The sequence below is a fragment of the Aliarcobacter vitoriensis genome (assembly GCF_003316695.1).
Taxonomy (GTDB): domain Bacteria; phylum Campylobacterota; class Campylobacteria; order Campylobacterales; family Arcobacteraceae; genus Aliarcobacter; species Aliarcobacter vitoriensis.
In genome coordinates, this window is record NZ_PDKB01000010.1 from 1 (window position 1) to 22,577 (window position 22,577).

General features: G+C 28.1%; 20 protein-coding genes. 16 read left to right on the forward strand and 4 right to left on the reverse strand.

What is annotated here, in order from left to right; all coding sequences use genetic code 11:
• The first annotated feature begins 206 nt into the window (after positions 1 to 206).
• On the forward strand, positions 207 to 680 hold the full coding sequence (locus CRU91_RS06655) for an RNA polymerase sigma factor (protein ID WP_113894443.1): 474 nt from the start codon (positions 207 to 209) through the stop codon (positions 678 to 680).
• Positions 677 to 1,633: a FecR family protein gene (locus tag CRU91_RS06660; RefSeq protein ID WP_113894444.1), complete on the forward strand. Its 957-nt coding sequence runs from the start codon at positions 677 to 679 to the stop codon at positions 1,631 to 1,633. Before CRU91_RS06655 ends, CRU91_RS06660 begins: the two co-directional genes overlap by 4 nt.
• 9 nt (positions 1,634 to 1,642) lie before the next feature.
• On the opposite strand, the gene CRU91_RS06665 is transcribed toward CRU91_RS06660, so the two are convergent.
• Positions 1,643 to 2,032 (reverse strand): RrF2 family transcriptional regulator, encoded by a 390-nt coding sequence (locus tag CRU91_RS06665; RefSeq protein WP_113894445.1) that lies wholly within the window; start codon positions 2,030 to 2,032, stop codon positions 1,643 to 1,645.
• A 141-nt stretch (positions 2,033 to 2,173) separates the two neighbouring features.
• Here CRU91_RS06665 and CRU91_RS06670 point away from each other — a divergent pair, with 141 nt between their 5' ends.
• Complete coding sequence (locus CRU91_RS06670; protein ID WP_113894446.1) at positions 2,174 to 4,408, forward strand: cbb3-type cytochrome c oxidase subunit I; 2,235 nt, start codon at positions 2,174 to 2,176, stop codon at positions 4,406 to 4,408.
• Between the two features lie 205 nt (positions 4,409 to 4,613).
• The gene (locus CRU91_RS06675; protein WP_113894447.1) at positions 4,614 to 6,962 is read left to right on the forward strand and encodes a TonB-dependent siderophore receptor; all 2,349 of its coding nucleotides are present in this window, start codon (positions 4,614 to 4,616) and stop codon (positions 6,960 to 6,962) included.
• Positions 6,963 to 7,116: 154 nt separating this feature from the next.
• Here the strand turns inward: CRU91_RS06675 and CRU91_RS06680 are convergent, their stop codons facing one another.
• Positions 7,117 to 7,536: a hypothetical protein gene (locus CRU91_RS06680; protein WP_113894448.1), complete on the reverse strand. Its 420-nt coding sequence runs from the start codon at positions 7,534 to 7,536 to the stop codon at positions 7,117 to 7,119.
• A 57-nt stretch (positions 7,537 to 7,593) separates the two neighbouring features.
• Between CRU91_RS06680 and CRU91_RS06685 the strand changes: the two genes are divergently transcribed.
• Genes CRU91_RS06685 through CRU91_RS06695 form a run of 3 tightly spaced genes read left to right on the forward strand, consistent with a single transcriptional unit; the run spans position 7,594 to position 10,029 of the window.
• Positions 7,594 to 8,157 (forward strand): hypothetical protein, encoded by a 564-nt coding sequence (locus CRU91_RS06685; RefSeq protein ID WP_222718414.1) that lies wholly within the window; start codon positions 7,594 to 7,596, stop codon positions 8,155 to 8,157.
• A gap of 31 nt (positions 8,158 to 8,188) precedes the next feature.
• On the forward strand, positions 8,189 to 9,280 hold the full coding sequence (locus tag CRU91_RS06690; protein WP_268876312.1) for an MFS transporter: 1,092 nt from the start codon (positions 8,189 to 8,191) through the stop codon (positions 9,278 to 9,280).
• A 32-nt stretch (positions 9,281 to 9,312) separates the two neighbouring features.
• Positions 9,313 to 10,029, forward strand: a complete 717-nt coding sequence (locus tag CRU91_RS06695) for an SIMPL domain-containing protein (RefSeq protein ID WP_113894449.1) — start codon at positions 9,313 to 9,315, stop codon at positions 10,027 to 10,029.
• A 29-nt stretch (positions 10,030 to 10,058) separates the two neighbouring features.
• Here CRU91_RS06695 and alaS read toward each other — a convergent pair whose 3' ends face one another.
• Positions 10,059 to 12,614, reverse strand: a complete 2,556-nt coding sequence (gene alaS, locus CRU91_RS06700; RefSeq protein WP_113894450.1) for an alanine--tRNA ligase — start codon at positions 12,612 to 12,614, stop codon at positions 10,059 to 10,061.
• A 190-nt stretch (positions 12,615 to 12,804) separates the two neighbouring features.
• On the opposite strand from alaS, the gene trxA reads away from it, so the two are divergent.
• The 5 genes from trxA to CRU91_RS06725 all read left to right on the forward strand — a co-directional run bounded on the left by trxA (position 12,805) and on the right by CRU91_RS06725 (position 17,369).
• On the forward strand, positions 12,805 to 13,122 hold the full coding sequence (gene trxA, locus CRU91_RS06705; protein ID WP_113894451.1) for a thioredoxin: 318 nt from the start codon (positions 12,805 to 12,807) through the stop codon (positions 13,120 to 13,122).
• A 209-nt stretch (positions 13,123 to 13,331) separates the two neighbouring features.
• Positions 13,332 to 14,261, forward strand: a complete 930-nt coding sequence (trxB, locus tag CRU91_RS06710; protein WP_113894452.1) for a thioredoxin-disulfide reductase — start codon at positions 13,332 to 13,334, stop codon at positions 14,259 to 14,261.
• A gap of 11 nt (positions 14,262 to 14,272) precedes the next feature.
• Positions 14,273 to 15,046, forward strand: a complete 774-nt coding sequence (dapB, locus tag CRU91_RS06715; protein ID WP_113894453.1) for a 4-hydroxy-tetrahydrodipicolinate reductase — start codon at positions 14,273 to 14,275, stop codon at positions 15,044 to 15,046.
• 11 nt (positions 15,047 to 15,057) lie between these two features.
• Entirely contained in the window at positions 15,058 to 16,404 is a 1,347-nt protein-coding gene (gene purF, locus CRU91_RS06720) for an amidophosphoribosyltransferase (RefSeq protein ID WP_113894454.1), read from the forward strand.
• Complete coding sequence (locus CRU91_RS06725; RefSeq protein ID WP_113894455.1) at positions 16,404 to 17,369, forward strand: TIGR01212 family radical SAM protein; 966 nt, start codon at positions 16,404 to 16,406, stop codon at positions 17,367 to 17,369. The genes purF and CRU91_RS06725 overlap by 1 nt, the downstream gene beginning before the upstream one ends.
• Before the next feature lie 37 nt (positions 17,370 to 17,406).
• Here the strand turns inward: CRU91_RS06725 and CRU91_RS06730 are convergent, their stop codons facing one another.
• Complete coding sequence (locus CRU91_RS06730; RefSeq protein ID WP_113894456.1) at positions 17,407 to 18,303, reverse strand: LysR family transcriptional regulator; 897 nt, start codon at positions 18,301 to 18,303, stop codon at positions 17,407 to 17,409.
• A gap of 116 nt (positions 18,304 to 18,419) precedes the next feature.
• Between CRU91_RS06730 and CRU91_RS06735 the strand changes: the two genes are divergently transcribed.
• Genes CRU91_RS06735 through smpB form a run of 4 tightly spaced genes read left to right on the forward strand, consistent with a single transcriptional unit; the run spans position 18,420 to position 22,573 of the window.
• Entirely contained in the window at positions 18,420 to 20,474 is a 2,055-nt protein-coding gene (locus CRU91_RS06735; protein ID WP_113894457.1) for an ATP-dependent helicase, read from the forward strand.
• A gap of 9 nt (positions 20,475 to 20,483) precedes the next feature.
• Entirely contained in the window at positions 20,484 to 21,350 is an 867-nt protein-coding gene (truB, locus tag CRU91_RS06740) for a tRNA pseudouridine(55) synthase TruB (protein ID WP_113894458.1), read from the forward strand.
• Complete coding sequence (locus CRU91_RS06745) at positions 21,343 to 22,107, forward strand: 4-(cytidine 5'-diphospho)-2-C-methyl-D-erythritol kinase (RefSeq protein ID WP_113894459.1); 765 nt, start codon at positions 21,343 to 21,345, stop codon at positions 22,105 to 22,107. The genes truB and CRU91_RS06745 overlap by 8 nt, the downstream gene beginning before the upstream one ends.
• Complete coding sequence (smpB, locus tag CRU91_RS06750; protein WP_113894460.1) at positions 22,097 to 22,573, forward strand: SsrA-binding protein SmpB; 477 nt, start codon at positions 22,097 to 22,099, stop codon at positions 22,571 to 22,573. Before CRU91_RS06745 ends, smpB begins: the two co-directional genes overlap by 11 nt.
• The last annotated feature ends 4 nt before the right edge of the window (positions 22,574 to 22,577 follow it).

Genomic DNA, 22,577 nt, shown 5'->3' on the forward strand with positions numbered 1-22,577 from the left:
AATAGAAAAATAGAAGATACTTCAAAAGAAAAACCTATAAAAACAACATCAAATATAAAATCAAAAGTAGAAGTTGTAAAAGAGAATACTAAAGATGATGAGTGGGAAAGCTTTTAGGCTTCCCCTTTAATCTTTTATAATTTAAATAAGAAAGTATTAAGTATTTATTCAATAACATAACTCAAAATTACTATATAAAAAAAGATATGACAAAATATTATAAAGAGATATTAAACTACGTTTCAAAACTTACTGGAGATGCTGAAAAAGCAAAAGATGTTACACAAGAAACATACTTAAGGGCTATTTCTGCCGAACAAGAAAAAGATATAAATAGATCTTTTTTATATAAAACTGCTAAGAATATTGTAATTGATTATATTAGAAAAAGAAATAAAGATAATCATGTAGAATTTATAGAAGAAATTATTACAAGTCCAAAAGATGAACAACCAGAAGAAGTTGTATTATCAGATAATCACTATGAAAATATTATGAAAATTGTAGATACTTTACCAAAAAGAAGTAAAGAAGCGTTTTTAATGCACTCAATAGATGGTTATGAAAGAAAAGAAATTGCACAAAAAATGGGAATAAGCCAAAGTGCGGTTGAAAAGCTTATAAATAGAGCTATAAAAAATTTACAAGAAAAATTAATCACAACTCAGGAAGAATTTTGAAAGAAATTATAAAAGATGAAGCTATAAAATGGGCAACTTTAAAAAAAGAGGGTTTATCTCAAAATCAAGAAAAAGAGCTCGAATTATGGCTACAAAAAAGTGATTTACATAAAAAAGCTTTTGAAGATGCAAATCTTATTTATAATATATTTAAAAATCTTCCAAAAGAACAATCTGAAATTTTAAGTAAACAAGCACATAAAGGTGCAAAAAGGACTAAATTTATAGAAAAAACTGTAAAACCTTTTATAGGTTTTGCAGCTGTTTTATCCTGTTTATTTATAGGGTATAAGTTTTTTGTACCAAACTATACTCAAAGTTACCATACAGCATTTAATACAGTTAAAAATGATTTACTTCCAGATGGTACAAAAATATCAGTAGATACAAATTCCAAAATGGAAATAAGCTTTTTTGACAATAGAAGAAAAGTTTTGTTAGAAAATGGACAAGTTTTATTTGAAGTTGCCAAAGATGAAAATAAACCATTTATTATAAACTCTGGAAAAACTAAAATTGAAGTTGTTGGAACAAAATTTGAAGTTAGAAAATTGGATAATATTACTACTGTAAATGTAAAAGATGGAATTGTAAAAGTGAGTTTTGACATAAGTCCTATAAGACCAAACAAAGAAATTTCTACTTTGAAAATAGGTGATAAGGTAGTTATAAATGATGTTGGGGTTCTGGAATATATAGGTAAAACATCTATTGAAGAGATAGCTCCTTGGGAAAATGATGAAATAATTTTTAATAAAATTACTCTAAAAGAAGCATTTAAAACTTTTTCAAGATATCAAGATTTGGAGATTAATTTTAAAAATAAAAAATTTGAAGATAAACTGTTTAGTGGAAAGTTTAATACTTTAGAAGTTGATAGATTTATTTTTGCTATCCAAAAAATATATCCTATAAAAGTCTTAAAAGATAAAAATAAAATAGTTATAAATTAAAGATTTATACTATTTTAATTCAATAAGATTTAGCTCTAAGAAGCTTTTTTGTATTGTCTGCTTTGATTCATCCCAAGTATCATGAAGCTTGCATTTATTTTCTTTATCACAAATACCATCTCCCAAAACACATTGCTTAAAACTTTCATCTTCTAAAGCAATAAGAATATCTTTTAATTTGATATCTTCTTCATTTTTTGCTAGTTTAAATCCGCCATATCTACCTTGAATAGCTAATATCAAATCTTTTTTTGAAAGATTTGTCATTATTTTTGAAAGATATTTATATGGAATTTCAAGAATTTCAGAAAGCTCTTTTACAGAATAAAGTTTTGATGTGTTTTTTGACATATGAAGTAAAACTTTAATTGCATATTTTGATGTGGTAGAAAATATCATATTTTTTCCTTGAAATTTCTTTGATTTTATCAGATTAAAATTTAAACTTAAGTAAATACTATCTTTAAGTAGTATTTAAAAAATAAAATATTATAGTTCCAAAAATACTACTCCTAAGTAGTATTAAGAAAAGGAGCAAAAATGAAGCCATCTTTAATGGAAAAAGTTATGAGTAGAAAGAGTCTATATGCCTCTTTTTGGATCATTTCTATTTTTATGGTAACTATACTGATTTATTTTACTGCAAATCTTGCCAAAGAAGTACCACCACTTCCTAAACAAGTAGTTTCAGTAGAGGGTGAAGTACTATATACTTATGATGATATAGTAAATGGTAAGGCAATGTTTCAACAATTTGACCTTATGGATTATGGTTCACTTCTTGGAATGGGAGCATATTTAGGTCCAGATTTTACTACGGAATTTTTACATAAAAGGGCAGAATTTTTAAATAATTATTATGCCAATGAAATTTATGGAACGGATTTCTCATTGCTTGATGAAATGAAAAAAGCTGCTATAAAAGCAAGAGTTATTCAAGATGTAAAACAGCAAACTTCTTTAAAAGAAGAAGGAGTAACATATACAAAAGGTTCTACTTTAGCATATAAAGCAAATAAAGAGTATTTAATCAATTTCTTAACAAAAGGAGATGAAAAAAGAGCATGGAGAGCTAATATAATTAGAGCTGATGAAGCTGCTCTTATTGCTGCATTCTTTGACTGGTCTCAACTTGTTTCTTCAACTATCAGACCAACAGCAGATGATGGAAGAAGCTGGTCAAATAACTGGCCTCCTGAACCTTTGATTGATCAAGATCTTACTTTTACAAGTCATTTAGTATCACTTATTGAGTTTTTACTACTTTGGGCATTGACAATAGTAATAGTATTTCTAGCTTACGAATATATTTTTAATAAAGAACATCAAGATGGAGAATTAGCCGAACCTCTTAAAATTACTAAAATTTTTCCTTCACAAGAAAAGTTACTAAAATATATTCCAATAGTTGCACTTTTTGTGCTTATTCAGATGGTTTTAGGTGGTTATTTAGCACATATTTATGCAGATCCAACTGATCATTTTATTATATCTCAAGATATTTTACCATTTAATGTAACAAGAGCCTTACATACAAATATAGCAATTATTTGGGTGGCTATTGGATGGCTTGTTGGTGGATTATTAATTGCTCCTATTGTTGCTGGAAAAGATTTAAGATTTCCACGACTTGTTGATTTACTTTGGACAGCATTAATTGTTGTAGGAGTAGGTGGACTAGTAGGAATTTATATGGGTGCACAAGGTTATATGAGAGATACTTGGTTTTGGCTTGGAAATGAAGGTCGAGAACTTTTAAATCTTGCGAGAGTTTGGGATATTGGTTTGGTAATAGGTTTAGTTCTTTGGTTTGGTATGGTTTATAGCACTATACGAAATGCCAAAGGAAATAGACTTCTTATTGGGACAATTATTTGGTCAGCATTTGGCATTGCAACTCTTTATTTAGCAGGAATGTATCCAATACATAAAATTGCACCAAACTATACAGTAGATGATTATTATAGATGGTGGGTTGTTCATCTTTGGGTTGAGCTTACATTTGAACTTTTTGCCGCTGGTGTTATCGCATATCTTTCAGTTGCACTTGGACTTGTAAGAGAAAAAACAGCAGAGAAAGTTATGTTACTAGAACTTGGTCTTATTATGTTTAGTGGGACTTTAGGAGTAGGACATCACTATTGGTGGCAAGGACTTGATGAATATTGGATAGCAATCGGTGGTATTTTCTCTGCACTTGAACCTCTTCCATTGGCTTTACTTATGATTGAGGCAATAAAAGAACAAAATCATATCAAATCTGAAGGGAAAAACTTTGATTTCGGAATACCATTTTTGTGGCTTGCGGGAAGTGCATTTTTAAACTGGTTTGGAGCAGGATTTTTAGGAATGGTTATAAATACTCCAACAATAAGTTATTATTCTCATGGTACATATTTAATTATGCCTCATGCTCACGTTGCACTTTTAGGAGCATTTGGATATATCTCTATAGCGTTTATTTATATGACTGCAAGAGCAAATTCTTTGGCAAAAGGTTTAGAATGGCATGAAACTATTAGTAAGTGGGCATTCTGGCTTATAACAATTGGAGTTCTAATATATGTACTTCCTACTATGATAATAGGAGTAGAACAAACATCTACTGCTCATACATTTGGTTATTATGCAGCTAGAAGTAGAGAACTTCTTGAATCTATGACTGGATGGATGTGGTTTAGAATTGTACCTGATAGTATGATGATATTAGGAGCATTACTATTATTTATAGATACTTTCAAAAAAGTTTATTTAGCAAGAAAAATAATAAAGTAAATATTACGCAAAGGATTTATTCCTTTGTGTTTAGTTTTATACTAAAAATAAATACAATAAAACTTTTTTATCCCAAAATTTACTATCATTTCTGATAAATTTCAACAAATTTCAAAATTTGCAAAAAAAAGTGTCCGATTTTTAAACTCTATTTCGTTTTAATGTACTAAGAATTATTCTTACAATTAAACAAAAGGATGGAAAGATGAAACAGTTCAAGGCAAAGTTTATAACTTCTGCTAGTGCAATTTTACTTTGTAGTGCTTTATTGGGACAAGAAGCATATACTATAAAAAATATGAGTTTAAAAAAGGCTTTAGAAAAAATCTCAAAAGAATCAAATCACTCTTTTATAGTAGATGAAAGTTTGGTAGATGGAAAAACAGCCCCAAATATAGATAATGTACAAGGTCTAAAAAATGCTCTTGATAAAGTATTGGAAGGGAGTGGACTTGGTGCAACTATTGAAAACAATACTATTATTATAAAAGAAGTATCAACATATAAAATAATAAATGGAACATATATATTAGATGATGTTTCAGTAAAAAGTGCTTTAGGAAGTACAACAGAAGGAACTAACTCATACACAACAGGAAGTATGAGAACAGCAACAAAATTAGATTTATCACTAAGAGAAACTCCACAATCAGTATCAGTAATAACTCAACAAATGATTGAAGATAAAAAAATAGATGACTTTGATACCTTAATGAAAAATGTTACAGGTGTAAGAGTTGAAAAAGGTGTTTTAGATAGTAGGTCATCTTATTCATTAAGAGGTTTTAATCTCGATTATTATCAAATGGATGGTATTCCAATGGCTAAAAATGATCTTGCTATGTATAACTACAATATGGATAAGTTTGATAGAGTTGAAATAGTAAAAGGTGCAAATGGACTCACATCAGGTGCAGGAAATCCAGGTGGTGCTATAAATATGATAAGAAAACATGCAAATAGTAAAGTATTTAAAGGAGATATAGAAGTAAGTGCAGGTACTTGGGATACATATAAAATAAAAGCCGATATATCTACACCATTAAATAGTGATGGAAGTGTAAGAGCAAGATTAGTAGCAAGTCATAAAGAAACAGATACTTTTAAAGATAGAGTACACAATGAAAATGATTTAGTTTATGCAGTAATTGACGCTGATATTACAGATACTACTACAATTTCAGCAGGTGCAAGCTATGAGCTGGAAGATTTAAATGGTGATTCAAATAATCTACCAGCTTTTTATAGTGATGGAACAAAAACAAAATTTGATAGATCAAAAAACTATTCACCTGATTGGAGTTCTTGGGATACAGAAAGATATTCATACTTTGTTGATTTTAAACAGTATTTACCAAATGATATATTAATAAATGCAGTTTACACTCATAATGATATAAAAACTAAAGATAGATTTAATGGTTATTTAACTGTTTGGAATGGATTAAATAAAGATGGTTCGGGATTGGATTATAGTTGGATGTATGGACCACAAGATATTGATGAAGATAATGTAGATATTTATAGTTCAATTCCTTTTAAACTTTTTAATAGAGAACATGAAATCATCGCAGGATTTCAATATAATAAACAAAACTCAAAGCAAACATGGAAAGGAGATGGAGATCTTAGTATAGATAATCTATTTACTCAAAATGGAAGTGAACTTGCTAAACCAATAACTTCAACATCAGTTCCAGGTTTTATAGGTGAAACTAAACAAACAGCTTTTTATATTAATGGAAAATTTGAGATAGTTGATGATTTAAAACTTATTCTTGGTGGAAGATTAACTAGCTATGATTTTGAAGAAATTAGTTCTAGATTTAATCAACGTACAAAATATGATGTTAAAAATGAATTTACACCTTTCGCTGGATTAGTTTATGATATAGATGAAAATCACTCAGCATATGTAAGTTATACAGATATTTTTAAACCACAAAATGCAAGAGATAAAGATAATAAATTGCTAGACCCAATTCTAGGAAAAAACTATGAAGTTGGAGTAAAAGGAGAGTATTTTGATAAAAAACTAAATACAGGAATAACTTTATTTAGAATAGAACAAGATAATGTTGCTGAAGATACGGGGTTAATAAATCAAGCAGGAAATTCTATTTTTGAAAAAAAAGATGGTGTAACTTCAAAAGGAGTTGAACTTGAAATATCTGGAAAGCTTACTGATAACTGGGATTTAAGTGCAGGATATGTTTATTTTTCAGCTGAAGAGGCAAATGGAAACAAATTTAATACAAGAGCACCAAGAAGTAATATAAATATTTTTACAAAATATAGTATGAATGATTTTAGTGTAGGTGCAGGAGTAAATTGGAAAAGCGATACTTATGTAGGTTCAGGAGCACGTAAAGTATCACAAGATTCTTATGCAACTGTTGATTTGATGGCTTCATATGATTTTTCTAGAAATTTGACTGGACAGTTAAATATCAATAATCTGTTTGATAAAACATATTACTCTGGATATTCAGTTAATGCCTATGCTTATGGTGAACCAGTTAATGGAATGTTGAGTTTGAAATATAAATTCTAAGAAATACAAAGAGAAAAAAACTCTCTTTGTACTTTTAGGTTTGGGTTTCAAAGTATTTATTTAATTTTGAGATTAAAATTTCGATACAAAAAATATACTTTCCTTTTTACTTTGGAACTCATACTTAAATGTATTGATATATAACTTTTTGAAATTATATTTCAACATTTTTCATAATATTTAACCAATATCTATCAAAATTCTTTTTTATAAAATTTCTTTTATGTGGTATAACACAGTTTGAACAATCTTGATGGATATTATTTTCTACTTCAAAAATTGAGCCTTTTTTTGAGTTTATACTACAAAACGAATATAGGGTCTTATTATTTTCTTCTTTTATTCCCAAATCATTAAATCGAAAATATGGACAAGCACATAAATAACAATTCAAATCGTCTATATTATGGCATTTTTTATTCTCTTTATATAAAAGACAAAAATCTTGTTCATTTTTTACCATATTTTCAAATTTGAAGTACTCTAAAATATCACTTGGAGTTTTATCTTCTAGCTTTTTTAAAATATTTTGATGTTTTTTAGCATGTTGCAAAAACCACTCTTTATAAGTCATAACTTCTCTTTAAACTAAATTGCTTTATCATACCAAATTAAGATAAAAAGGATAGAAATGAATATAAAAAATATGATAATTTTTTTAACTTTTCTTTTTTTTACAGCCTGTTCAACAACAAATTTAAACTTACAAAACAGTGAATTTACAAATACCAAGAAACAAAATACTTTTGATAGATGTACAAATTTTTCATATATTAGTTTAAGTGATGATGTAAATTATGGAAAGATATTTAGTGAATATATAAGTCTTGATAGTTCGTGTCGATGGAATGGTCTTTCAAGAGGATATTTTGTAGATTTGTTTAAAGATACTATAAAATCAAACTCTTTTAAACTTGTAGAAAGAGTAGAATTTGATAATGTTGAATTAAGTACATATTTGGTAGATGATACTTCTTATGTGAATATTATAAGTAAATATAAAGTTTATGAAGATTTATTAATTATTGATTATAAAGGGATTTATTCTACAAATATTATTAAACAATTTGATGATTCTTATGTAAATAAATATTTGGATAAGCCTAGATTAGATGCAGATTATTTTAAAAGCTTGGTAAGAATGAATTTTATCAACTATTATTTTGTAAAAGAGAGCCAATCTTTTGCGAATTAATCTTTTAATTATTATTTATTGCCTTATAGTTGTGATGTCTATTATGTATGCTACTCAACCATTGCAACCACTTTTGGCAAGAGAATTTGATATTACAGTTATTCAAGCTTCTTGGTTTACAGCAGTAATATTACTTTTTATGGCAATTTCTCCAATCATATATGGATATATTTTAGAAAAAATGTGTGCTAAAAAAATGCTCATAAATGCTTCTTTGATTTTACTTGTAACAAATATATGTTTGGGATTATCTACAAGCTATGAGATGTTTTTATTTTTTAGAATTTGCGAAGCTTTAGTAATACCTGCAATATTGACTTCTTTGATGAGTATTTTGGCAAATATTGACAAAGAAAATGTAAAATTTAATATGTCAATATATGTAGCAGCTACTGTTTTTGGTGGACTTGTTGGACGGATATTCTCAGGATTTATAGCTACAACTTTTGCCTATCAGTATGTATTTTATTCATTATCTTTGGCGATTTTATTGTCTATTATTCTCATAAAAAAGTTGGATTATAGTGGTGATGCAACTATGATAAAACCAAAACTAAATGATGTTTTAAATATTTTAAAAGATAAAAGATTTGTGGTAGTTTATTTTGTAATGTTTTGTGTATTTTTTGTTTTTGCAGGAGTTTTAAATGTATTACCATTTAGAGTAAAAGATATATCAGAAAACTTCTCTGAATTTCAGATATCTTTACTTTATTTAGGATATGGTATGGGGATTTTGGTATCTTTAACTGCAAAAAAAATCATCAAATTTTTTAAAGGTGAAGTAAATACTATTTTAGTAGCAGTTACCTTTTTTACGCTTGTAACAGTTGTTTTAACAAATGAAAATATAATATACCTATTTTTACTACTATTTTTACTTTGTATTGGAATGTTTACTGCTCATACAGTTAGTACACAATTAGCAAATTCTATGAAATCATCTCAAAAATCCTTAACTTCTGGAATGTATCTAACATTTTACTATTTAGGTGGTGCTTTAGGCTCTTTTATACCATCTATTATTTATAAAAGTTTTGGTTGGGATATTATGCTTTATCTATTTGGAGTTATATCTTTTATTGTTGTTTTAGTAGTGTTTTTAAATAAAAGATTGTTTTGATATAATATTTTAAATTATAAAAAGGAAAAATTATGGAAAAAATAAGTTTTAAATCAGCCTTTGTTTTAGGGTTTTTCATATTTATTGGATTGACAAGTTTAGGTTACTTTTTATCAACTAGTTTTATCAAATCAAAAGAGTTAGAAAGAACTGTTGTTGTAAAAGGATTATCGGAAAAAGAAGTAAATGCCAATATTGTTTTATGGCCTATAAGATTTAGTAGTACAACTGAAACTTTAGATGAATTGTCAAAAAAGGTTGAAAATGATACAGATAAAATATTAGAATTTTTAAATAAATATGGAATCAAAAAAGAGGATATTACTGTAAATTCTCCATCTATTGTTGATAAAATGGCAAATGAATATTCAACTAAAGATTATACATTAAGATACTTAGCAAATAGAACTATCAATGTTTATTCTCAAGATGTTGAAAAAGTAAGAGAAGTAAGTGGAAAACTTTTTGAACTTTCACAACAAGGTATTTTATTTAGAGTTGATGATTGGGATTCAAAAATTGAGTATTTATATACAAAATTAAATGATATAAAACCAACAATGATAGAAGAAGCAACGGCAAATGCTAGAGAAGTTGCACAAAAATTTGCTCAAGATTCAAAAAGTAAATTAGGAAAAATAAAAAAGGCAACTCAAGGTCAATTTGAGATAAATAGTAGAGATAAAAATAGTGAACATATCAAAAAAGTTAGGATTGTATCAACTGTTGAGTATTATTTGAATGATTAAAAAAGAGATAGTTAAAACTATCTCTTAGATTATAAATTTGCTTTTGCGTATTCTAAAGCTTTTTCTTTAGCTTCTTGTATTTTTGAACTATCTTTTCCACCAGCAGTAGCAAAATCTGGTCTTCCACCACCATTTCCACCAACAATTGTAGCTATATTTTTTACCCAATCACCAGCTTTGATATTTGTATTCTTACTTCCAGCAGCCAATAAAACTTTGTCATCTTTTACTTGAAGAAGTAAAATAGCAACTTTCTCATTTGCATTTTTACAATCATCTACTATTTTTTTCAAATCACCATTTTCTACTATTGAAACTATAACTTTTGTATCATTTATCATTGTTTCTTCAATAGGGCTTGAAGTTTGAGTTTGTGCATTTTGTAGCTCTTTTTTAAGCTCTTTTATCTCATTTTTAAGCTTTTTAATTCCTGCAATCATATCATTTGATTTAAGTTCAGATTGAACTTCACCAAATTTACTTATAATATCTTTTGCATACTTGATAGCACTAGCTCCAACAACCGCTTCAATTCTTCTTATTCCAGCACTAACACCAGATTCTTTTACTATATAAAAGCTCCCAATATCAGCTGTATTTTTTACGTGTGTTCCTCCACAAAACTCGATAGAAACATCTTTCCCAAAGCTTACAACTCTTACCATATCACCATATTTTTCTCCAAACATAGCAATAGCACCTTTATTTTTAGCTTCTTCTAATGGTAACTCTTCTACAACTCCAGATAATGCTCTTGTTATCATAGAATTTACTAAATCTTCAACTTCATTGATCTGTTCAGTAGTCATAGCTTTTGGATATGTAAAGTCAAATCTAAGTTTTAGATTATCGTTATATGAACCAGCTTGAGAAACACTATCTCCTAAAACCATTTTTAAAGCACTTTGAAGTAAGTGTGTTGCACTATGATGTTTTGCAACTTCATATCTGTGTATAACAACAGCATCAACAATATCATTTTGAGATATTTTAGCTTCTTTTACACTAATTTTTGAAAGGTTCAATCCATGGAATTTTGAAGTATCTTCAACTATAATATTTCCATTTTGAACTTCCAATGCTCCAATATCTCCATTTTGCCCACCACTTGTTGCGTAAAATGGAGTTTTATCTAACATTGCCCAACCATCTTGGTTTTGTAAAGAAGAAACCTCTTTAAAATTTTCATCAAGTAAAGCTACAACTTTAGATTTATATGTAACATTTGTATATCCTACAAACTCATTTAAACCATATTTTTCCAGTAACTCTTTAAAATCACCATCATTTGTAGCATCTCCACTACCTTTCCAAGCTGCTTTTGCCATAGATTTTTGATTTGCCATAAGTTCATCAAATTTTATTAAATCTACTTTTAACCCTTTGTCTTTTAGCATGTCTTCAGTTAAATCTAATGGAAAACCATAAGTATCATATAGTTTAAATGCCACTTCTCCACTAAATGTATCTTTTGTATTTGCTAACTCTTCACTAAATAAACTCATTCCTAAATCAATAGTTTTGAAAAATCTTTCTTCTTCTAGCGTTAATTGTTCTTTTATAAAATTTTGATTTTCCACTAATTCTATATAGTGTCCACCCATAATTTCTATCAAAGTATCTACAAGTTTTGCCATAAATGGTTTTCTAAACCCTATTAAATAACCATGTCTTATCGCTCGTCTAAGAATTCTTCTTAAAACATAAGGACGACCTTCATTTCCAAATAAAATACCTTGAGATAACATAAATGAAGTTGCTCTTAAGTGGTCTGCAATAACTCTATATGAACCAATATTTTCTTTTGTTGCGTTTTTATTTGCTAAATTCTCAATTTTTTCTATAATTGGTTTGAAGTTTGAAGAATCAAAGTTATTTAAAACACCTTCTTTTATCGCAATAACTCTTTCAAGTCCCATTCCTGTGTCAATAGATGGTTTTGGAAGAGGAATTAATTCTCCTTTTGCAGTTCTTTCATATTGCATAAAAACTAAATTCCAAATTTCTAAGAATCTATCACCATCTCCACCCATTTTATCTTCAGGGCTATTAAAATGTTCTTCACCTTGGTCATAAAAAATTTCGCTACAAGGTCCACATGCTCCTGTATCTCCCATAGACCAAAAGTTATCTTTATCTCCAAATCTCATAATTCTTGAAGGATTAATATATTTAGACCAAATATCAAAGGCTTCATCATCACTATCATGAACCGTAACCCACAATTTTTCAGGTGGTAAAGCCAGATTCTTTGTTACAAATTCCCATGCATAAGCTATTGCATCTTCTTTGAAGTAATCTCCAAAAGAGAAGTTTCCTAACATTTCAAAAAGTGTATGATGACGTGCAGTGTAACCAACATTTTCTAAGTCATTGTGTTTTCCACCAGCTCTTACACAAAGTTGGCATGATGTTGCTCTTCTGTTTTGTGGGGCAGGGATATTTCCAGTAAAAATATCTTTAAACTGAACCATTCCAGCATTTGTAAACATTAATGTAGGGTCATCTGGAACTAAAGGCATTGAAGATATAACTTCGTGACCTTTGCTTCTAAAAAACTCTAAATACTCTTTTCTAATATCCATAAAATTTTTCCATATTAAATATTTTTCGACTATGGTATCTAAAAAATCATTTAGCTTTGTTTATAAAATTTTTAAAATAACAGACTAAAAAAACAAAATTTAAGTTATGTAAAGATATAATCTTTCTGTTTTAATCATACAGATTATAATTAGAACTTATGTTATTAAAAATTAATAAAAGGAAATCAAAATGGGAAAATATATTGAATTAACGGCTTCAAATTTTTCAGAAGTAACAAATAATGGTGTATCTTTAGTGGATTTCTGGGCTCCTTGGTGTGGACCTTGTAGAATGATCGCTCCAGTTATTGACGAGTTAGCTGGTGATTTTGAAGGAAAAGCAAATATTTGTAAAGTAAATACAGATGAAGAACAAGATTTAGCAGTAAAATATGGAATTAGATCTATTCCTACAATTATATTTATAAAAAATGGAGAAGTTGTAGATCAATTAATTGGTGCTACTTCAAAGCAAGCATTAACAGATAAAATAAACTCTTTATTATAATTGTATAAATTATATATAGAGTAAAAAGGAAGGTGATTTTCATCTTCCTTTTTTTAATTAGTAAATTTACTTAAGATAGACATAAAATATTAAATGATAAAATTTTTCCTTAAATTTTGTTTGCTTTTATAGTAGCTTACAAAAGATTTTAGTACCATTGCATTTATAAAATTGTAATGAAATTTATATTAACGAAATAAGGAGTTAAGATGTTGGATTTAGCAATTATTGGTGGAGGACCAGCTGGATTAACTGCTGGATTATATTCTACTAGAGGTGGATTAAAAAATGTTGTTATGTTTGAAATGGGAATGCCAGGAGGACAAATAACAGGCTCTTCAGAAATAGAAAATTATCCTGGTCAAGGTCAAGTTATGACAGGTATGGATCTTATGGCATCTTGGCCAGAACAATGCCAAAAATTTGGTTTGAAACATGAAATGGCTCAAGTTGAAACTATTATACAAACTGGAAGTACTTTTAAAATTTTAACAAATGATAATAGAGAATTTGAAGCAAGATCTGTTTTGATGGCTACAGGTTCAGTTCCTAGACGAGCAGGGTTTAAAGGAGAAGATGAATTCTTTGGAAGGGGAGTTTCTACTTGTGCTACTTGTGATGGATTTTTTTACAGAGGTAAAGAAGTTGCTGTAATTGGTGGTGGAGATTCAGCTTTAGAAGAAGCTTATTATTTATCAAAAATGTGTAGCAAAGTATATTTAGTACATAGACGAGATACTTATAGAGCAGCTCCAAGTACAATTGAACATATTAAAAAAACTGAAAATATAGAAGAAGTTACAAATGTGAGTGTTGAAGAAGTTTTCGGAGATGCTAGTGGTGTAACTGGACTTAAAGTAAAATGCAATAAAACTGGAGAAATAAGAGATTTACCAACACCAGGTGTTTTTGTTTTTGTTGGAAGAAATGTATTAAATGCTCCTTTAAAACAATCTGATGGAAGTTTCTTATGTGATTTGAGTGCAACTGGAGAAGTTGTTGTTGATTTAAAAATGAGAACAAGTGTAAAAGGACTTTGGGCAGCTGGAGATATACGAATTGATGCGGCAAAACAAGTAGTTTGTGCAGCAGCAGATGGTGCAACAGCAGCAGTTGATATAATTGAATATTTAGGATAAGGAATATTTTAATGATTAAAATAGGTATATTAGGAAGTACAGGAAGAGTTGGTTCGCTTTTAATTGATGATTTGAAAGATGATAAAGAGGCAGTATTGTCTTGTGTCCATGTTTTAAATAAATTAGAGAAAATTTTACCAGAAAATACAGTAGTTACAAATGATATAAATGTATTATTTGATGAAAGTGATGTAATTATTGATTTTTCTATACCAGTTGCAACAGAAGAACTTCTTAATGCTGTTGTTGAAGGAGGAAAAAGAAAAGCATTAGTTATTGCTACTACTGGCTTAAATAAACACCAGCAAAACTTACTTCTTGAAGCTAGTAAGCTTGTACCTATTTTATATGCAACTAATATGAGTTTAGGAGTTGCTGTTCTAAACAAACTTGTTTCACTTGCTTCAAAGACATTGAGAGATTTTGACATAGAAATTGTAGAGCAACATCATAGACACAAAGTTGATGCACCATCTGGAACAGCATTAACTTTAGCTGAATATGCTAGTAATGCAAGAGATTTAAATCTTGATGAAGTTAGAATTTCAGGTCGTGATGGACAAATTGGAGCTAGAACAAAAGATGAAATTTCTGTTATGGCTTTAAGAGGCGGGGATATAGTTGGGCGTCATACAGTTGGTTTTTATAATGATGGAGAGTTTTTAGAACTAAATCATACTGCAACAGCAAGAAACACATTCTCAAAAGGTGCAATTAAAGTTGCTAAATGGATAGTAAGAAAAGATGCTCATTTATATTCAATAAATGATGCTTTAGGTCTATAAGGAAATCAACAATGTGTGCAATAGTAGGAATTTATGGAAATGATAATGCAGCAAGATTAGCTTCAATAGCTCTTTTTGCTATGCAACACAGAGGTCAAGAAGCAACAGGTATTTCATCATCATGTGATGGGAAAATATATACAAAAAAAGATAGAGGTTTAGTTTCTGAAGTTTTCAATGAGGAAGCATTATCATACTTAAAAGGTGATATGGCAATAGGTCATAATAGATATGCAACTGCTGGAAGAGATTCTGTTTTAGATGCCCAACCTATTTATGCAAAATATAAATTAGGTGAAATATCAATCGTTCATAATGGAAATTTAATAAATAAAGATGAAGTAAGACAAGATTTGATTGATAAAGGTGCTATTTTTCAAACTGGAATGGATACAGAAAACTTAATACATTTAATTGCAAAAAATACAAAAGATCATTTAAAAGATAGAATTGTTGAAGCTTTAAATAGAACTATTGGAGCATATTGTTTTATTGTTCAAAGTAGAAGTAAACAGTTTGTAATAAGAGATAGATATGGAATTAGACCTCTGTCTTTAGGAAAACTAAAGAGTGGTGGATATATAGTTGCTAGTGAAACTTGTGCTTTTGATTTAGTTGGAGCAGAGTTTATAAGAGATGTAAGACCTGGAGAAATGTTGATTCTTGGTGAATCAGATGAACCTGAATCAATACAACTTTTTGAACCAGAATTCAGACCATGTGCATTTGAATATGTATATTTTGCAAGACCTGATTCTGTGATTGATGGTAAAAATGTATATACAACTAGAGAAAATATGGGTAAAGCTTTAGCAAAAAATGATGTAAATAGTAAAATCAAATTTGATATGGTTGTACCTGTTCCAGATAGTGGAGTTCCTGCAGCTTTAGGATATTCAGCACAAAGTGGAGTTCCTTTTAAATATGGAATTATAAGAAATCACTATATTGGAAGAACATTTATAGAACCTACTCAAGAGATGAGAAACTTAAAAGTAAAAATGAAATTAAGCCCAATGGGATCAATTATTCAAGGTAAAACATTACTTGTTATTGATGATTCAATTGTAAGAGGAACGACATCAAAAAGAATAGTAAGAATGTTAAAAGAAGCTGGAGCAAAAGAGGTACATTTTAGAGTTGCAAGTCCAGAGATAAAATTTCCTTGTTTTTATGGAATAGATACTCCTACAAAAGAGGAGTTAATCTCTACACAAATGACAAAAGATGAAGTTTGTAAATATATTGAAGCAGATAGTTTAGAGTATCTTTCAATAGATGATTTAGTTGGAGCAATAGGTGAAGATAGACATTATGCCCTTGAAAGTTTTGATGGAGATTACTTCGTAAAAGCATAATGAATAAGGATTTACAAGAAGTTTTAACGATCGGAAGATATTTTAAAAATAAATTTGGTGAAAAAGTTTATAAAGTTCCTATTTCAATATCTGGGTTTACTTGCCCAAATATTGATGGAACAAAGGCAAAAGGTGGTTGCTCTTTTTGTGAAAATGACTCTTTTAGTCCAAATTTACAAGAGCGAAAACCAAAGTTTAAATTAAATCCAAATATAAAAGAAAATCCATTTTTAGAAAATCAACTAAAACAACTTGAAATGCAATTTTTATCTACTAAAAAAAGACTCCAAAATAAATTTAAAGCACAAAAATTTATAGTTTATTTTCAATCTTTTACAAATACTTATGCACATTTAACAACTCTCAAAGTTTTGTATGAAAAAGCACTCAGTTTTGATAATGTAATTGGGCTTAGCATAGGTACAAGAACAGATTGTGTAACAGATGAAATTTTAGACTATTTAGTTGATTTATCTAAACAAAAAGAGATTTGGGTTGAGTATGGAATACAAAGCTTTTTTCAAATAACACTTGACAGAGTAAATCGTGCAGATAGTGTAGAAAATATGAAGTATTGGATACAAAGGACAAAAGATAAAGGATTGAATGTTTGTGGGCATTTAATATATGGTTTACCAGATGAAAATCAAGAAATGATGTTGGAAACTTTTAAACAAACTATCGAATTAAAAGTTGATAGTATCAAATTCCACCCACTTTATGTAGTTAAAAATACTCTTTTGACAAATGAGTTTAGAAAAGGACGATTTACTCCTATTAGTGAAGAAGTTTACATAGATACTGTTGTGAAATCTATTGTAAATTTACCACAAAATGTGTCTGTTCAAAGAATAACTGCTGGAATAGATGATGATACACTCTTATCACCTTTATGGTGTAAAGATAAACATCAACAAATAAAAAATATTAGACTTGCTTTGGAAAGAGTTGGTTTGAATTATTAATCTTTATTTAGGTTAAAGAAATTAAATAGCAAATTTGCTATTTAATTTTTAATAAATAATCTACAACATTTTCGATAAATGCATCATGTTTTCTATCTTTTCTATAAGCGATATACAATTTTCTGAGCATTTTTTGATTTCCAATTCTTGATTCAAACAAAGCACCAGATTTTAGAAGTGATTCTATTGCATTTCTTGATACAATAGAAACAGCTGGAGTTGCATTTTTATCAGAGTGTAAAACTGTTTGAACAATAGTTGTAGCACTTGTAACTTCGCTTGTAACTTCAAAAGTATCACAATCAGGATAATTTGCTTTTTCTAAACTCTCTTTAAAAATTTCTCCTGTGTTTGATTCTGGATTTCTACAAATCCATTTATAAGATAGTAAATCTTCGGGCTTTGCTTTAGCTGGAAGTTTTTGATTTGAAAATATTACTATTTCATCTTCCATCCATTCTCTATATATTATTTCATCATTAGGAATATAATTTTCTACTAAAGCAATATCAATTTTTTTACCAAGTAAATCTTCTATTGCTTCGTGAGAAACTGATACATTTATAGATACATCATTGTGAATATTTTCTTTTAAATTATTTAAAAAACGCGGTAAAATATAATTTCCAATTATAAAAGAAGCTCCAAATATAAATGTTACATTTTTGTTCATAATTTTTAGTAAATCTTTTTCAGCATTACTTATGCACTTCTCTATTTTAAGAGCTATTGCATGTAAAATTTGTCCTTCTTTAGTAAGCCTTATACCATTTTTCTTTCTATCAACTATTTGAACATCTAAATAATCTTCTATATATTTCATTTGTTGTGTTACAGCTGGTTGTGAAATACCTAACTTTGCAGATGCTTTTGAAAAAGATTTCTCTCTTACAACAGTTAAAAAAGTTTCTAATTTAGCGAAATCAGTAAGCATTAAGTTCTCCAAAAATAAATTATCTAAATCATAACATTTATTTATATATAGAATAATTAAGAGAAATAAGCTATTTATAATATTTATGTTATAATCTTTAAATATTGGGAGAAAAGATGTCTGATAATTTATTACAATCATTAAACAAATCGCAAAAAATTGCAGCAGAACATATCGATGGTCCATTACTTATTTTAGCTGGAGCTGGAAGTGGTAAAACAAAAACTATAACGACTAGATTGGCATATTTAATATCTATTGGCATTGATCCAAAATCTATTTTAACTCTTACTTTTACAAATAAAGCTGCTACAGAGATGAGAGAAAGAGCTTTTTCTTTACTTGATAATTCTATGATAAATACTCCACCTCTTCTTTGTACTTTTCACAAGTTTGGATTACTTTTTTTAAAGTTTTATATTAGTGAATTGGATAGAAAAAATAACTTTATTATAATAGATAGTGATGATAAAAAAAGAGTTTTAAAAAGTATAAATAAAGATATCCCAACAGCTTTATTGACTTCTGAAATATCAAGATATAAGAATTCTATTTTATCTCCACTTGAGGTAAAATCTCAAGCACAAGGAAAGCTTTACACTGAAATTGCAGATATTTACGCTTTATATGAAGAGCATTTATCAAAAAATAATCTTGTAGATTTTGATGATTTATTGCTTTTACCATATAAAATTTTGAAAAACAATGAAAAAATAGCAAAAGATACTAGTTCAAAATACCAGTATATAATGGTAGATGAGTATCAAGATACGAATGAATTACAGTATAGACTTTTAAAACTACTTTGTACAAATCATAATAATCTTTGTGTTGTTGGTGACGATGACCAATCTATTTATGGATGGCGAGGAGCAACTATAAAAAATATTTTGAATTTTTCTGATTATTTTCAAAATGCTGTGATTGTAAAACTAGAAGACAATTATCGCTCAACAGATACTATATTGCACCATGCAAATGCTTTAATAGAGCATAATCGTGATAGGTTAGGAAAGAAACTTGTAGGAACAAGGCAAAAAGGTAGTTCTATAAAAGTCTATGAGTCTAATGATGAAAATGATGAAACAAGAAAAATAGTTGAAGATATAAAATCTTTAATATTAAGTGGAGAAAGTGCAAAAGATATAGCAATTTTATTTAGGGTTAATGCTTTAAGTCGTTCATTAGAAGAGGGATTTAATAAATCTGGACTTAATTATAAGCTTGTTGGTGGAATGAAATTCTATGAAAGAGCAGAAATAAAAGATTTAATAGCATATTTTAGGATTTTAATAAATTTAAGTGATAATTTTTCTATAAAAAGAGTTATAAATAAGCCAAAAAGGGGAATTGGAACAACAACAATAGAAAAACTTGAAGAAAAATCAACTGAACAAAATAAATCAATATTTGATTTAATTCAGGAATTAAATGCTGAAGAGTTAAGTTCTATTGTTGGTAAAAAGAATGCAAGAACATTGAAGGTTTTTGACGCATCTATTTTAGATTTAAGAGAGATTATGAATACTTCTAAAATGCGATTATTAGATAGTTTTGAAGAAACATTTGATTATCGAGCATCTTATGATAATCTTCCAGATGGATTTGAAAGACAAGCAAATATAGATGAATTTTATGGATATATTAGAGATTTTTTTATACAAAATCCACATTTAGATTTAAAAGATTTTTTAAATGAAATAGTATTAGAAAGTCAAAATGATGAATATAGTGGTGAAGCTGTATCAATGATGAGTATTCACGCTAGTAAAGGTTTAGAATTTAAACATCTTTTTATCATAGGGCTTGAAGAAGGTTTTTTCCCAATAATTGGTGATGGAACTGATTTAGAAGAAGAGAGAAGATTGGGTTATGTTGCACTTACAAGAGCTATGGATAATCTTACACTCTCTTTTGTTCATTCAAGATTTTACAAAGGTAAAAGAGCACAATTAAACAAAAGTAGATTCTTGGTTGAAAGTGGTTTAGTAAAAGGTAGTTTAGTTATAGAAAAACAATCTGGATTTAAAAAAGGTGATATGGTAAATCATAAAATTTTTGGTTCAGGAAGAGTTGAAAAAGTTGTAAACGCAGGTAAAGATTGTAAACTTACAATAAATTTCGGTGGTCAAAAAAGAGATATATTATCTTCATTTGTGGTAAAAGTTTGAGGCTTGATATTGCAAAAGAGGTTTTATGAAAAGAGTGAAGTAAATAAACTTTTAGTTGTCAATAAACCTATTTTTATTAGTTCAAATTTTTATTTAAATAAGATAAAAAGAAAGTATAAAAATAAAAAAGCTGGATTTAGTGGTACACTTGATCCTTTTGCAAAAGGTTGTTTGATAGTAGCATTTGGACAGTATGCAAAACTTTTCAAATATATAGAAAAAGCTCCAAAAATATATAAAGCTGTTATTTGGTTGGGTGCTCAATCTGAATCTTTTGATATTGAAAGAGTTGAAAAAATAGGCTTTGAAAAAAAGCTTAATGAGAAACTTCTAATTGAGCAAATTAATAGTTTAAAAGGGGAAATTGAATATATTCCTCCAAAATTTTCAGCAAAAAGAGTAAATGGTTCAAAAGCTTATGAATTAGCACGAGATGGTTTGGATTTTGAACTTGGAAAATCAACAATGAGCATTTTTGATATAAAACTCTTACGATACAATCACCCTTTTATAACTTTTGAAGCAACAGTTAGCGAAGGAACATATATACGTTCATTAGCACAAATTTTACTTGAAAAGTTAGGAGTAAAAGGTACATTATCATATTTGGAAAGAATAAAAGAAGGAAAATTTTTTTATCAAAATGAAAAAGAGTTAAATCCACTTGATTTTATAAATTTACCACAAAATATATATTTTGGTACACAAAAATGGCTTGAAGATGGGAAAAGAATAACAGTTGAGTATTTGGAGAATAAAGAAGATGGTAAATATCTCATAATTTGTCAAGATTTTTTTTCTATAGTAGAAATAGAGAATAAAGAGGTAAAATATCTTTTAAACAAAATACCAAAAATAAAGGAAAGAATTGACTGAAAAATCTTATGCTAAAGTAAATATCTTTTTAAAAATTGCTGGTTTGAGAGGAAATTATCACGAACTAGCTTCAAGATTTGTAAAGGTGCATAGTTTGTATGATACTATAAGTTTTGAAAAAGAAAAAGTTGATAATTTTACTTTGATTGGGAATTTTTCTTGTAACTTAGAAAAAAATACAGTTTATAAAGTATATTTAGAACTTAAAAAGTTTAGTTGTGTTGAAGAATTTTTTAAAAATTACATTGTAAGAATAGATAAAAAGATTCCAGAATTTGCAGGACTTGGTGGTGGAAGTTCAAACGCAGCAGTTTTTTTAAATATGGTAAATAATTATTGTAATTTAGCTTTGAGTAAAGATGAGTTATCAAAAATAGGTGAAAAAATAGGAGCAGATGTTCCTTTTTTTGTTTATGAGTATGATAGTGCAAATGTTAGTGGAATAGGTGAAATTGTTGAGAAATTTGATGAAGATATTTTAGATATTGAAGTTTTTACTCCAAGGATTGAGTGTAATACAGGAGAAATTTTTAAAATATTTAGAGAAAAATTTTATAAAGAAATCAGTCAAGAAGATAGCAAAAAATTATTTTCTTTATCATCAAAAGAGATTTTAAGCAATTTTGATATAAAAAGTGCAAATGATTTATACGAACCAGCTCTTAGTTTATATTCAAATTTAGAAAAATTTGCACAAAAAGGTTGGTTTTTTAGTGGAAGTGGAAGTTCATTTTTTAGGATAAATAATGGCAAATAAAAAAGATACAAAAAGAAATTTAGTTTTTAGAAATAAAAAAGCATTTCATGATTTTACTATTTTAGATAGTTTAGAAGCTGGAATTATGCTTGAAGGTAGTGAAGTAAAAGCAATAAGAGAGGGAAGAGTTAATTTAAAAGACTCTTTTGTACGAATAATAAAAGGTGAAGTGTTTTTACTAAATGCACATATATCACATCTTAGTACAGCTCATACTACTTATCGACCAGATGAAAGAAGATCAAGAAAACTTCTTTTGCATTCAAAACAAATAGATAAAATGTATTCAAAAGTTACTAAAGATGGTATGACTTTAATATGCACAAAACTCTATTTTAATGATAAAAATATGATAAAAGTTGAAGTCGCTACGGCTCAAGGTAAAAAGTTACATGATAAAAGAGAAGATTTAAAAATTAAGAGTATGAAAAGAGATACTCAAATAGCTTTAAAAAATTATAAGTAGGATA

Bases quoted from the DNA above. Each gene is read 5' to 3' on its own strand.
- CRU91_RS06665 (WP_113894445.1), bottom strand. From the start codon at position 2,032: ATGATATTTTCTACCACATCAAAATATGCAATTAAAGTTTTACTTCAT.
- CRU91_RS06655 (WP_113894443.1), top strand. From the start codon at position 207: ATGACAAAATATTATAAAGAGATATTAAACTACGTTTCAAAACTTACT.
- CRU91_RS06680 (WP_113894448.1), bottom strand. From the start codon at position 7,536: ATGACTTATAAAGAGTGGTTTTTGCAACATGCTAAAAAACATCAAAAT.
- purF (WP_113894454.1), top strand. From the start codon at position 15,058: ATGTGTGCAATAGTAGGAATTTATGGAAATGATAATGCAGCAAGATTA.
- CRU91_RS06695 (WP_113894449.1), top strand. From the start codon at position 9,313: ATGGAAAAAATAAGTTTTAAATCAGCCTTTGTTTTAGGGTTTTTCATA.
- CRU91_RS06685 (WP_222718414.1), top strand. From the start codon at position 7,594: ATGAATATAAAAAATATGATAATTTTTTTAACTTTTCTTTTTTTTACA.
- CRU91_RS06725 (WP_113894455.1), top strand. From the start codon at position 16,404: ATGAATAAGGATTTACAAGAAGTTTTAACGATCGGAAGATATTTTAAA.
- trxA (WP_113894451.1), top strand. From the start codon at position 12,805: ATGGGAAAATATATTGAATTAACGGCTTCAAATTTTTCAGAAGTAACA.
- alaS (WP_113894450.1), bottom strand. From the start codon at position 12,614: ATGGATATTAGAAAAGAGTATTTAGAGTTTTTTAGAAGCAAAGGTCAC.
- CRU91_RS06675 (WP_113894447.1), top strand. From the start codon at position 4,614: ATGAAACAGTTCAAGGCAAAGTTTATAACTTCTGCTAGTGCAATTTTA.
- CRU91_RS06730 (WP_113894456.1), bottom strand. From the start codon at position 18,303: ATGCTTACTGATTTCGCTAAATTAGAAACTTTTTTAACTGTTGTAAGA.
- CRU91_RS06735 (WP_113894457.1), top strand. From the start codon at position 18,420: ATGTCTGATAATTTATTACAATCATTAAACAAATCGCAAAAAATTGCA.
- trxB (WP_113894452.1), top strand. From the start codon at position 13,332: ATGTTGGATTTAGCAATTATTGGTGGAGGACCAGCTGGATTAACTGCT.
- CRU91_RS06670 (WP_113894446.1), top strand. From the start codon at position 2,174: ATGAAGCCATCTTTAATGGAAAAAGTTATGAGTAGAAAGAGTCTATAT.
- dapB (WP_113894453.1), top strand. From the start codon at position 14,273: ATGATTAAAATAGGTATATTAGGAAGTACAGGAAGAGTTGGTTCGCTT.
- smpB (WP_113894460.1), top strand. From the start codon at position 22,097: ATGGCAAATAAAAAAGATACAAAAAGAAATTTAGTTTTTAGAAATAAA.